General features: G+C 62.8%; 11 protein-coding genes. 6 read left to right on the top strand and 5 right to left on the bottom strand.

What is annotated here, in order from left to right; all coding sequences use genetic code 11:
- Position 1 precedes the first annotated feature (1 nt).
- The gene (locus NLN62_RS47885) at positions 2 to 1,720 is read left to right on the top strand and encodes an alpha/beta-hydrolase family protein (protein ID WP_254113283.1); all 1,719 of its coding nucleotides are present in this window, start codon (positions 2 to 4) and stop codon (positions 1,718 to 1,720) included.
- 6 nt (positions 1,721 to 1,726) lie between these two features.
- On the opposite strand, the gene NLN62_RS47890 is transcribed toward NLN62_RS47885, so the two are convergent.
- Together NLN62_RS47890 and NLN62_RS47895 are read right to left on the bottom strand one after the other, a co-directional pair.
- Positions 1,727 to 3,310, bottom strand: a complete 1,584-nt coding sequence (locus NLN62_RS47890; protein ID WP_254113284.1) for an MDR family MFS transporter — start codon at positions 3,308 to 3,310, stop codon at positions 1,727 to 1,729.
- Positions 3,311 to 3,483: 173 nt separating this feature from the next.
- Positions 3,484 to 3,999 carry a YcgN family cysteine cluster protein gene (locus NLN62_RS47895; protein ID WP_027521285.1) on the bottom strand — a complete coding sequence of 172 codons (516 nt, stop codon included), beginning with the start codon at positions 3,997 to 3,999 and terminating at the stop codon, positions 3,484 to 3,486.
- 295 nt (positions 4,000 to 4,294) lie between these two features.
- On the opposite strand from NLN62_RS47895, the gene NLN62_RS47900 reads away from it, so the two are divergent.
- From NLN62_RS47900 to NLN62_RS47920, 5 genes are all read left to right on the top strand, one after another.
- Entirely contained in the window at positions 4,295 to 6,592 is a 2,298-nt protein-coding gene (locus tag NLN62_RS47900; RefSeq protein WP_254113285.1) for a transglycosylase domain-containing protein, read from the top strand.
- Positions 6,593 to 6,601: 9 nt separating this feature from the next.
- Positions 6,602 to 7,180 (top strand): DUF1214 domain-containing protein, encoded by a 579-nt coding sequence (locus tag NLN62_RS47905; RefSeq protein WP_027521287.1) that lies wholly within the window; start codon positions 6,602 to 6,604, stop codon positions 7,178 to 7,180.
- On the top strand, positions 7,177 to 7,761 hold the full coding sequence (locus NLN62_RS47910; RefSeq protein ID WP_027521288.1) for a DUF1254 domain-containing protein: 585 nt from the start codon (positions 7,177 to 7,179) through the stop codon (positions 7,759 to 7,761). The genes NLN62_RS47905 and NLN62_RS47910 overlap by 4 nt, the downstream gene beginning before the upstream one ends.
- Positions 7,762 to 8,119: 358 nt before the next feature.
- Positions 8,120 to 8,506, top strand: coding sequence for a GNAT family N-acetyltransferase (locus NLN62_RS47915; protein ID WP_254113286.1), 387 nt, complete (start codon positions 8,120 to 8,122; stop codon positions 8,504 to 8,506).
- A gap of 9 nt (positions 8,507 to 8,515) precedes the next feature.
- A complete protein-coding gene (locus NLN62_RS47920; protein WP_254113287.1) occupies positions 8,516 to 9,022 on the top strand; it encodes a GrpB family protein in 507 nt (168 codons plus the stop codon).
- A 140-nt stretch (positions 9,023 to 9,162) separates the two neighbouring features.
- Here the strand turns inward: NLN62_RS47920 and NLN62_RS47925 are convergent, their stop codons facing one another.
- The 3 genes from NLN62_RS47925 to NLN62_RS47935 all read right to left on the bottom strand — a co-directional run bounded on the left by NLN62_RS47925 (position 9,163) and on the right by NLN62_RS47935 (position 11,962).
- Complete coding sequence (locus NLN62_RS47925) at positions 9,163 to 10,539, bottom strand: NAD(P)/FAD-dependent oxidoreductase (protein ID WP_254113288.1); 1,377 nt, start codon at positions 10,537 to 10,539, stop codon at positions 9,163 to 9,165.
- A 197-nt stretch (positions 10,540 to 10,736) separates the two neighbouring features.
- Entirely contained in the window at positions 10,737 to 11,036 is a 300-nt protein-coding gene (locus NLN62_RS47930) for a hypothetical protein (protein ID WP_027521290.1), read from the bottom strand.
- Positions 11,037 to 11,104: 68 nt separating this feature from the next.
- Positions 11,105 to 11,962 carry a hypothetical protein gene (locus NLN62_RS47935; RefSeq protein ID WP_254113289.1) on the bottom strand — a complete coding sequence of 286 codons (858 nt, stop codon included), beginning with the start codon at positions 11,960 to 11,962 and terminating at the stop codon, positions 11,105 to 11,107.
- Positions 11,963 to 12,027 lie beyond the last annotated feature (65 nt).

Raw genomic sequence — 12,027 nt, forward strand, 5'->3', positions numbered from 1 at the left:
CATGAGTGTCGGCGAACATCTCGCTTCGTTGATCCGGCGGCAGATGTTGTCGCTGTCGGGCGTCGGCCTCATGCTGGGCGCACTGTTCTTCGCGGCTTCACTCACGCCGACGCTCATTCCGCGCAGCTATCTCACGCAAGGCGCGCTGGCCGGCGCCTGCTTCGCGATCGGCTACGCAGCCGGCCTCCTCTGGCGCTGGCTGTGGCATTACCTTGAACTGCCCGAGCCCTCGGCGCGGGTGCGATCGACCGCCAACGCGCTGGTCGCTGCCGGCTGCCTGCTTGTCGTCATCATCTATCTCACGCGGGCCGCCGAGTGGCAGAACTCGATCCGCGCCGTCATGAATATGGCGCCGGTCGAAACCGCGCATCCGCTCAAGGTCTGCGCCATCGCGCTGCTCACATTCGTCGTGCTTCTGGCGCTGGGGCGGCTGTTCGTGCTTCTGGTTCGTTTTCTGGCCGCGCGCAAAAGTCGTGTCATTCCGAGAAAGATCGCAAACGTCCTTGGCGTAGCGGTGGCGGCGCTGCTGTTCTGGTCGATCGCCAACAATCTCCTCATCCGCACGGCGTTCCGCGCGCTCGATTCCTCCTTCCGCGAATTCGACGCCCTGCTCGAGCCGGAACGCCCGCAGCCGACCGCGCCTGAGAAGACGGGAAGCACGGCATCGCTGGTGAAATGGAATGAGCTGGGGCGCGCGGGCCGCGAATTCGTGGCCTCAGGTCCAACTGCCGCAGAGATCAGCGCCTTCACCGGGCGCCCCGCGCAGGAACCCGTGCGCGTCTATGTCGGCCTCGGCGCCCGCGACACGGCGCAGGCGCGCGCGAGGCTGGCGCTCGACGAACTCAAGCGCCAGCACGGCTTTGAGCGCTCCATCCTGATCGTCATCACGCCGACCGGCACCGGCTGGATCGACCCCGCAGCGATGGGCACGGTCGAATATCTCCACCACGGCGATGTCGCCAGCGTCGCGATGCAATATTCCTATCTCAACAGCCCGCTGTCGCTGCTGTTTCAGCCCGAATACGGCGCGGAAGCCGCGCGTGCACTGTTCTCGGAAGTTTATGGCTACTGGACGACCCTGCCGAGGGACAAGCGGCCAAAACTATACCTGCATGGCCTCAGCCTCGGCGCCATGAACTCGGAAAAATCCGCCGAGCTCTTCGAGACGATCGGCGATCCCATTGCGGGGGCGCTGTGGAGCGGGCCGCCGTTCGAGAGCCGCATCTGGCGCTCGATCACCGCGAATCGTAATCAGGGCTCGCCGGCCTGGCTGCCGGAATTTCGCGACGGCCGCTTCGTCCGTTTCATGAACCAGAACGGGCCGACGGTGCCGGCGGATGCGCCCTGGGGTGCGCTGCGCGTCGTCTATCTGCAGTATGCCAGCGACCCGATCGTGCTGTTCGACTACCACGATGCCTACCGAGCGCCAGCCTGGATGAAGGCGCCACGCGGTCCGGACGTTTCACCGGAGCTGCGCTGGTATCCCGTCGTGACAATGCTCCAGCTCGCCCTCGACATGGCGGTTGCGACCAACACGCCGATGGGCTTTGGCCATGTCTACGCGCCCGAGCACTACGTCGATGCCTGGGTCGCCGTCACCGATGTCCAGGACTGGTCCGCCGAGGCGCTCGCCCGGCTGAAGGACCATCTTGCGGCGGCAGCGAGGAAGGCAGCCGAGCGCAGCACTGATGACAATCCGTACGCCGATCGCGGCGGATGAGGCCGCCTACTCCGCCATATCGACGGGTTGCGCGGTCGCAGGCCCGGCCAGCGGCCGCTCCTCCATCAGGATCAGGCAGAGCGAGGCGAGCGCCATCATCGCGGCCGCGGCACCGAAAACGTAGCGGAACGCCATCATCATGTCGGCCGAGGGAATCGCGTTGATCGCACCATGATGCTCGCCGGCGAGCGGGATGTCGGCGCCGAGCGAGATCAACAGGATGGCCGCAAAGGCCGCGACCGTGAACGAGGACATCAGCGAGCGGAAAAAGTTCATTGCACCGGTGATGGTGCCGACCTGGGCTCGGGCGACCGAATTCTGCAGCGAGACCACGCAGACCGGGAAGGTCGTACCTAGCCCGAGCGCGAAGGCGGCCATCAAGACCAAGAGAGCCCACAGCGGCAGCGTGGAGAACGTGAGCCCCAGTCCGCACAGCGCGGCCCATGAGGTACCGACGACGGCGACGCGCTTATAGTGCTTCGCGCGCGCCATGGTGCGGCCGGCGATCGCCGCGCCGCAGGTCGAGACCGCCGCGAGCGGAATGAGCGCAAGTCCCGCCTCGCTGGCGCTGAGATGGTAGACCGACTCGTAATACAGCGGCAGCTGCACGGTAAGACCGGTCATCGCACCGAGCGCGCAGCCGCCGGCCGTGAGCGCGTAAGGCGCGACCGTTCCGCTGAGCAGCGGCAACGGCAGGAACGGCTCGTCCGCCCGCCGTGCGTGCCACACGAAGGTCACGGCGAGCGCGACCGCGGCGCCGATCATCGCAATCACGGTCGGCGAGAGCCAGGGGTAGCGGGTGCCGCCCCAGGTCAAGACCAGCATGAAGACAACCGCGGACGCCATCAGCAAGACGCCGCCGAACCAGTCGACCTTGCGCTTGCGATGGAAGGCCGGGATCTTGCCCATCTTGGGCAGCAGCAGCGCGAGCGCAGCGGCTGCGAGCGGCAGGTTGATCCAGAAGATCATCGACCAGTGCAGATGCTCGGCGAACACACCGCCGATCACGGGACCGAGGATGCCGCCCACCATCCAGACGCTGGAGAAATAAGCCTGGTACTGGCCGCGCTCGCGCGGGCTGACCACGTCGGAGATCACGGTCTGCACCACCGGCATGATGCCGCCGCCGCCAAGCCCCTGGAGGCCGCGCGCCAAAATCAGCATCGGCATGTTGGGCGCGACCGCGCACAGGATCGAGCCCGCCACGAACAGGCTGAGCGAGGTGATGATCATGGCGCGGCGGCCGTAGATGTCGCTGAGCGTGCCGAACACCGGCGCCACGGCGGTGCCGGCCAGCAGATAGGCCGTGATCACCCAGGAAAGGTTGGAGACGTCGCGGAACTGGCGCCCGATGGTCGGCAGCGCGGTCGCCACGATGGTCTGGTCGAGCGCCGCCAGGAACATCGTCAACATCAGGCTGATGACGATGGTGCGGACCTCGTCCGTGGTCAGCGGCGCCGGCGGAGCGATGGAGGGGGCGTCGTCGACGCTCAAGACCTCGGTCGGAAGGCGGGACAGCTCTTCGGCGATGTCATCAGGCAATGGCCCGATATCGGCAGGTTGATGGCTCTGCCGTGCGAACTTGTTCATTTCGGACGTAGTTCTTGGTTGCGGCGCAACGCCGCGAGGGAATCGTTCTATGAATTGCAATGTACGCAGCAAATCCTCATCGAGGCAGGCACCTCGACGCATGGGAGGATCCCGTCCCCGGATCATCCCGAAGACGTGATCGGTTCGGAAGCAGGAACGGTCGTCAGGCCTTGTCAGTCTTTGGGCGGCCGCCTCAGCCGTGCCCGCTTCGGCAGCAGCGCCGGCCACTCGACGATGTGATCCTCGAGCTCCTCGTCCGGGATCTCGTCCTCGCTGCCCTCGACCCGGCCACGGACGGAGACGCCCGCTTCATGCACGGTATTGGGATCGCCTGAGATCAGCGGGTGCCACCAATAGAGGTCGCGCCCTTCGGCGACGAGCTTGTAGCCACAGCTCGGCGGCAGCCAGTTCAGGGTTCGGACATTGGCCGGCGTCAGGCGCACGCAGTCCGGCACCTTCTCGGACCGATTCGGGTAGTCCTTGCAGGCGCAAGTGCCGGCATCGAGCAGCTTGCAGCCGACATGGGTGAAATAGATGTCCCCGGTGTCCTCGTCCTCGAGCTTGTTCAGGCAGCAGCGGCCGCAGCCGTCGCAAAGGCTTTCCCATTCAGCCTCCGACATCTGCTCCAACGTCTTGGTTTTCCAGAAGAATCCTTCCTGGCCTGAAGGTTGTTTGGGAGCTGCGGTCATAGCGTCTTCAACTGATTTCATAAGACAATCGGCCAAGCCATCTAGGGCGCGAGCCGATGGCGCTGCAAGCGGCGCCATCGACGTTCCGTAAAGATGCGGGGCCAATTAGGCCTGTCGTTCAAAATCGCGAGGCTGACCATTGGTTTATGGCCCCCGCTCGGCTAGAACAACCTGCGAGTCCCCCGAAGGACGCAAATTGGGCGCCTTGGGTTTGCCGCAACAGTCCCGCAAGACGTCTCGATGCCGCCCCGGCCGGGTGCTTGAACGCTTTCGAACCGAGCCTCAAGGGTTCTAGGTGCGCCAGATCATACCACCGCATTGGAAGAGCAAGGCCCGGAATTTCTTCCTGGATCTCGACGCGCGCATCGATTCCTCGCTGTTCTCCTCGGCCAAGGGCATCCGCGAGCTCTATGAACGCTACTCGACCTTCATGGACCGCTTCTATGTCGGGCGGTGGAAGCGCTGGGTGTTCATCGAGCCGCTGTCGGAGGCCGCCACGCTCGGCCTCGGCGGGCTCGTGCTGCTGCTCACCCTTGCCATCCCCGCCTTCCGCGAGACGGCGGATGAAGACTGGCTGAAGAAGTCCGACCTCGCGGTGACCTTCCTCGACCGCTACGGCAACCCGATCGGCAGCCGCGGCATCAAGCACAATGACTCGATCCCGCTGGAAGACTTTCCGGACGTGCTGATCAAGGCGACGCTCGCCACCGAAGACCGCCGCTTCTACGACCATTTCGGCATCGACATCGCCGGCACCGCGCGCGCGCTCGTCACCAACGCCCAGGCCGGCGGCGTCCGCCAGGGCGGCTCCTCGATCACCCAGCAGCTCGCCAAGAACCTGTTCTTGAGCAACGAGCGCACCATCGAGCGCAAGATCAACGAGGCGTTCCTCGCGGTCTGGCTGGAATGGCGCCTGACCAAGAACGAGATTTTGAAGCTGTATCTGGACCGCGCCTATATGGGCGGCGGCACCTTTGGCGTCGACGGCGCGGCGCATTTCTACTTCAACAAGTCGGCGCGCGACGTGACGCTTGCGGAAGCCGCGATGCTCGCCGGCCTGTTCAAGGCGCCGACCAAATACGCCCCCCATATCAACCTGCCCGCGGCCCGCGCCCGCGCCAACGTGGTGCTCGACAACCTCGTCGATGCCGGCTTCATGACCGAGGGCCAGGTGTTCGGCGCCCGCCGCAACCCGGCCTTCGCTGTCGACCGCCGCGACGAGGCCTCGCCGAACTACTATCTCGACTACGCCTTCGACGAGATGCGCAAGCTCGTCGACACCTTCCCGAAATCCTACACCGAGCGCGTCTTCGTGGTCCGCACCGCGATCGACACCAACGTGCAGAAGGCCGCGGAAGAAGCAATCGAGAACCAGCTTCGCCAGTTCGGCCGCGACTATCACGCGACGCAGGCCGCGACCGTGGTGTCGGACCTCGATGGCGGCATCCGCGCCATGGTCGGCGGCCGTGACTATGGCGCAAGCCAGTTCAACCGCGCGACCGACGCCTATCGGCAGCCCGGTTCCTCTTTCAAACCATATGTTTACACGACGGCCCTGCTAAACGGCTTTACGCCGAATTCGGTTGTGGTCGACGGCCCGGTCTGCATCGGCAACTGGTGTCCGCAGAACTATGGCCACTCCTATTCCGGCTCGGTGACGCTGACCCAGGCGATCACCCGCTCCATCAACGTCGTGCCAGTGAAGCTCTCGATCGCGATCGGCGCCAAGGAGCAGCCGAAGGCGCCCAACCCCGCCAAGATCGGCCGCGCCAAGATCGTCGAGGTCGCCCGCCGCTTCGGCATCAAGGCGCCGCTGCCCGACACGCCGTCGCTGCCGATCGGCTCGGACGAAGTCACCGTCATCGAGCATGCAGTGGCCTACGCGACCTTCCCCAACCGCGGCAAGGCGGTGACGCCACACGCTGTGCTGGAGGTGCGCACCGGCGCCGGTGATCTGGTCTGGCGCTGGGACCGCGACGGCCCGAAGCCGCGGCAGGCCATTCCGCCGAACATCGCCGCCGACATGGCCGGCATGATGAGCCACGTGGTCAGCGAAGGCACCGCGCGCCGCGCCGCGCTCGACGGCATTCCGACCGCGGGCAAGACCGGCACCACCAACGCCTATCGCGACGCTTGGTTCGTCGGCTACACCGGCAACTTCACCTGCGCGGTCTGGTACGGCAATGACGACTACTCGCCGACCAACCGCATGACCGGCGGCTCGCTGCCGGCGCAGACCTGGCACGACATCATGGTCGCGGCCCATCAGGGTGTGGAGGTCCGGGAGATTCCCGGCATCGGCATGGGCCAGAAGCTGCTGCCGCAGCCGAAGGAGGCCAACGCGCAGGCCAATGCGGCGCCAAAAGTGCTGGAGACCAAGCCCGGTCCGCCGCCGGTCCTGACCAAGCGCGGCGCAGATATCCTGGTGCGGGTGGAGAAGCTGCTCGACGATGCGGCCAAGACCGCGACCAAGACGACATCCGACGACACCGCGAAGCCGGCCAAGCCCGCCTCGCCGTCGAGCGCGCTCGCCTTCCCGCAGAACTATGCGGCGGAGGAGAACGCGACCTCGTCCGGCCCGCGCAAGAACTGACCTGATCCCGTGCGGCTGATCATCATCACATTGACGGCCCTTCTGCTCGCGACCGTCGTCGGCGTCGGCGCGACCTGGATGACGACGACGCGCGGCACCGATATCGGCGCGCTCACCATCGGCGCCTGGACCGCGCGGCCGCGCACCGGCACGGCCGACGTCGACCCCTATTCGCGCGCCACCATCGTGCGCAACGGCGAGTTGCCGATCGGCACCGGCGACGGCGTGGCGTTCACCGCGACCACTGACGACAAGAAGAAGGCGCTCGACGGCCGCTGTGACATTGTGGTCTCTGGCGTGACCCCGCCGGCGCGGTTCTGGACGCTGACCCTCTATGACCGCAAGGGTCATCTCGTCGCCAACTCGCTGCAGCGCTACGGCTTCACCAGCCAGGAGATCGTGCGGCAGTCGGATGGCACGTTCGAGATCCGCATTGCCTCGCGCTCCCGCTCCGGCAACTGGCTGCCGACCGGCGGCATCGAGCGTTACGCGCTGATGCTCCGCCTCTACGACACGCCCGTCGGCGTCGCCACGCGCACCCAGCGCGACGCGCCGATGCCTCAGATCGCGACGGTGGGCTGCCCATGATCCGGCTCGCGTTCACGATATTGGCTGGCGTGCTGCTGGGCCTCATCGTTCACCTCGTCAGCGTGCTGGCGCTGCCGCGCATCGCGACCCAGGACGCCTATTCGCGGCTGACGCCGATGACCAAGGAAAACGCGGTCACGCAGCTTCCGCTCGCCGATCCCAACACCTCGCCGATGCCGTTCATGGACCCGGCCTTTGCCCTCGCGATCTGCCGCTACGATCTCTCCGGCGGCCCTTTGAAGCTGAAGGTGCCGGTGAGCCAGGCCTACACCTCGGTGTCGTTCTACACCCGCAACGAGATCGCCTATTACGCGATCAACGACCGCTCCGCCGGCAAGAAGGTTATCGAGCTCGATTTGATGACGGAAGCCCAGCACAACGCGCTGCCCGAGGACGAGGAGGTCACCGCGGCCGACCGCCTCATCATCGATTCCCCGAGCGCGACCGGTCTGATCGTCATGAAGGCGCTCGCCGCCGAGCCCGGCCTGATGCCGCAGGCGCAAACTTCGCTGGCCGCCGCCTCCTGCGCGCCGCAGACCGACGCCCCCGCCAAGGCCGAGGCACCCCGCGGCCGGCGCTGAGCGGCCGTTTCGCGCGCTGACCAAAATCTGGAAAACAACCCCATGCAAAGTAGCCGAGGGCCGGATGGCTGGCCGGTTATGCTCACTTTGAGTTTTGTCGTTCTTGGCCATAGCAGGCCTCAGAAGCTAACCAAATGAGCTCGAACCAAACTTGCCGCGCGAGCAAGTTAAATGCTACCGTTTGTAGCACACATGCGATCTGTGGTGTCGTGAAAGCTAGAACGGGAAGCTAACTCACTATGGGCCATGAAATTCGGCCAATCGCTGAAGGCGACGTCGAGGGCTTCCGTGAAGTTCTGGATGCGGTGGCACGGGAAAGGCGATTTCTTTCGTTCTTGGAAGCCCCCCACTTGAGCAAATGAGATCATTTGTTCTCAAGAACATCAGCGAAGGCTTTCCTCAGTTTGTTGCGCTGGTTGACGGCCAAATCATAGGGTGGTGCGACATACTCCCCAATGCTCGTAGAACGGTGCAGGCTCATTGCGGTACATTGGGTATGGGCCTATTGCCGAAGCATCGCCGTCGCGGGATTGGTCGCGAACTTGTGCGACGGACCATCGATGCCGCGCTCGCATTTGGGCTAACGCGTATCGATCTGACTGTTCGAGAAGGGAACGTCAATGCAATCGCCCTATACAAAGCAGTTGGCTTTGAAACCGAGGGCCTACATCGGAAAGCCGTTCAGATTGAAGGGCACTATGAAGATGTGCTCTCGATGGCTTTCGTGATCGCTCCCTCCGGCTAACGTTTATTCATGCCGCTCACTAATCGGATACGAACTTATGACCCGAGGTGGCCACAACAATATGCGAGTGAAGCGATACGCCTGCGACCTGTTTTTGGACCCGTCTTACTGGAGATTCATCACGTCGGGAGCACAGCCGTACCCGAGTTAGCCGCGAAAGATGAAATTGACATACTTGCGGTCGTCAATCTCACCGGCTCGGTGGAGCAATGGAAACAATCCTTGGAAGAACTTGGTTACCGCCGTGGAGGCGATTTGTCCTCCGGCCACAGTTTCTTCAAACGCGACGTCAGTAGGGTTCGTACGCACAAGCTTCATATCTGCCATGAAGGTCATCCGCAGATCGTCAGAATGCTGAGGTTTCGAGACCACCTGCGACGGCACGCAGCAGACCGCATGAGATACCAAGAACTGAAATTTCGATTGGAGCGAGAGAATACTGGGGGCATTCAAGAATATCTCGCCGCCAAAGAGCCGTTCATCGACGCCATCCTCGCCGACCTCGAAGGAGCATGACGGACCTGTCGATGCCGCGACGTTATTTCTGCCCCCGTCGGCAACCTCCAACGAGCTCCACTATTGTGCCCTGATGCGCGCCGCATCGGCACCTCTCCTCGACGGGATCATTGCTGTCATTTGACTGAAGCCGGTCGGGGCTAAGCGGCCTGGTGCCCCCGACCAACGTCGCGGTGCTGCATGTCGCGACTTCCATTCCACACTTTCAGCGCGTTCGCCGGGCTCAGCAACGCGGTCGGCTGTTGCGCAAGGTTGGCCACTTCCAAGAACTTGGTCGCCAGCGCCGCGTCACGATGCGCCGCGCGGTAAAACTTCCCTATGTACCAGTTGACAAAGCGCACCTGCGCCGTCCGCTTGCCCTCAACACGCGGGTTTTGCAAATCACTGCCCACGGCAATTTGCCAGGGAGCTTCAATGAACCGACTGGCCATCTGGAAGAATCGATGAGCAAGGCCTTGTGTTCCTTTTGCCAAACACTCGCGCAAGGCCAGCGATTCCAAACAGGCAACCGTCATTCCCTGACCATAGACAGGATCGAAGCTGCACAAGGCGTCGCCATACACCAGATAGCCTTCTGGGAAGCGAGCCAGTTTCTCGTAGTGCCGTCGTACGTTCGAAATAAACTTGTATGTCGCAAGCGGAGTGAGCGGTTCTGCATTCTGGATCACGTTGAATATTTCCGGCTTTTGCAAGCTACGTGCAAATTCAAGGAAACCAGCGTCATCCGCTGGTACTTGATCGCCCATGTAACCGCCTAATGTCACGGTCCAACGTTCGCCCTCCTGTGGCAAAAGGGCACCAAAGCGAAAATCAGGCAAGCACGCTCCCATAAGAACGAACTTCCTACCATACAAAAACTTCTCCATATGTTCGGGTTTGAGACGATAGAAGCGAGTGACATAGCCAAGATTGACAGTCACCTGCTCCTCTGGCGGCTTTTCGAAACCAAACGTGTTAAGCCATGTCGGGCTTGATGACCCGCGACCGCTGGTATCAACCACGAGATCGGCTTCTATTGTTTCCCTGTCATCTGAACCATCTTTTGATCGGACGCAAACGCCAGTCACGCGGCTTGACTGGCGATCAAACAACGGCTCCACGACGTCACGTCGCTCCCGCAACCGAATATTGGGTAGTTGAACGAGCCGCCGTCGTACGAAGCTCTCCAGCGTCGGTCGGCTCACCCCGAGCGCGACCATCTTGCTGGGGGTATTGTGAAGATAGCCGCCGTAGTTGAACCAAAGGCCATCGTTGACCATGTCCGCAGGTACTGCTCCCTGCGCAATGATTCCCTCGGTAAAGCCGGGAAACGATTGCTCGAGTACCTCGCGCCCACGGGCAAGCAATCCGTGGGTATGCCGTCCTTGCGGTGCGCCTTTGCGAGGATCAGGCGAATCCGGCAGCGCGTCACGCTCAAGTACCGTAACTTCGTCGAAATGATCCGCCAAAGCGCGAGCGGCCAGAAGACCACCCATTCCCGCGCCCACAACGATCGCGTGCTTGCCAACGTGCGCCATCGACCTCTCCCAGCACTTTACTTAACCGCAGGACGAAGCAGGACAGTCGTTGAACATTCACCCGGTACTATCGATTGCGCCGGGTTCAACATCATCGCGCCTTTCGGCACCACCAGCAAGGCTGCACGGGAGCGGAGGCCGCCGGCTCATGTCCAGCGGCCTCCGCGTTCAACCTGGTTCGCTGTGCGACGTCCCGACTAGATATCGATGCTGACGGCGATGTTACGGCCCTGTAGTTCGGAAATCTTCAGTCCGTCAGCCATCACCTGCGCGAATTCCGGGTCCTTTGCCACGGCCTCCTGCACCTTGCCGTAGACTTCCCAACTGGAATAGCGCGTCGTCACCAGCAACTCTCCTGCCCAGTGGCCCGTGTGGAAACGGGACAGCCGAAGAAATTCGGCACCGTGTTTTTCGAAGATCTTCTTCGCCTGCCTGACAATCTTGGTCATTTCCTCAGGCTTGTCGGTCTTGAAACGGGTAAATTGCACGATCGGCATGGGACTACCTCCATTGTGATGTGAAAGATCCAAGAGGCATTTATCGAGCGAGGTTTGAGGAACGAATCTCAACGCAATCTCGATGAACGTTTGTCTTCATCGACTTGTTGTTGGTTCAGGCTTGGCAAGCGGCAACAACTCTGCCCTTTCGCGGCGGATGGGCTCGCATCGTCACCGGCTGAAGCACGTGGGCTGATTTCAAGACCTGCCGGCGCCACAGGCAAGGTGCGCACGAACACGAAGCGGGAGGTCAGGGGTATTTCCGCATCGGCGCGACCGTCCTGGCCGATGAGGATGAGGCCTGCTCCGCCATTTGCCACGGTCAGGATGACTGCTTCACCTGTCCATGTCCGGATCGGCTCCATTCCTATGATGAGAAACTCACCGATGGGCTGGTCCAAATATTGAAGCCTGAGCTGCGGCGCGATTTCAGCCGGCGCAAGGCCGAAGCCCAGTTGCTGCGCGAGCGCGTAGATTTTCCGTAGCGACGCCGTCTCGCCCTGAAAGCCCAGTTCGGCCGCCGACACCGTCAGAAGCTCCACCGCCACTTTCGTGCCGCTGACGGTAAAGGCCGGCCGAGCAAGAGCCGCCGCAGCCGAGTCGCCGACGCCGCAACCGATCGCACTCATGGCATTAAGAAGGGCGAACGAATTCGAGAATGTCCCGATTGTTATCGTCTTCCACACCGCAACATCCGAAGCGGACGTCACCGGGCTCTGCGGCTTCGGGACAGCGGGAGCCGTCTTGAGCGTCAACTGTCTCTGCAACACATCGCGTGCGGTGCATTGGGCCTTGGCGTCGTTCGTGGGCCCGAGGATGCACGCCGTGCAGAGCGACAACACGGCAAGCGAGGTGCCGGCGCGTCGGGCAGATGCGATGGTCTGCAGCAACCATGTACCGCCCATCAGCGCAATCAGGCCCCTCATGATGACCTCCCCCGCAACGCGAGATCGGCATGCGGCGATGCTGTTCTTGTTCGACGTGTTCGGAG

The sequence above is a fragment of the Bradyrhizobium sp. CCGUVB23 genome, assembly GCF_024199885.1.
In the GTDB taxonomy this organism is placed as follows: domain Bacteria; phylum Pseudomonadota; class Alphaproteobacteria; order Rhizobiales; family Xanthobacteraceae; genus Bradyrhizobium.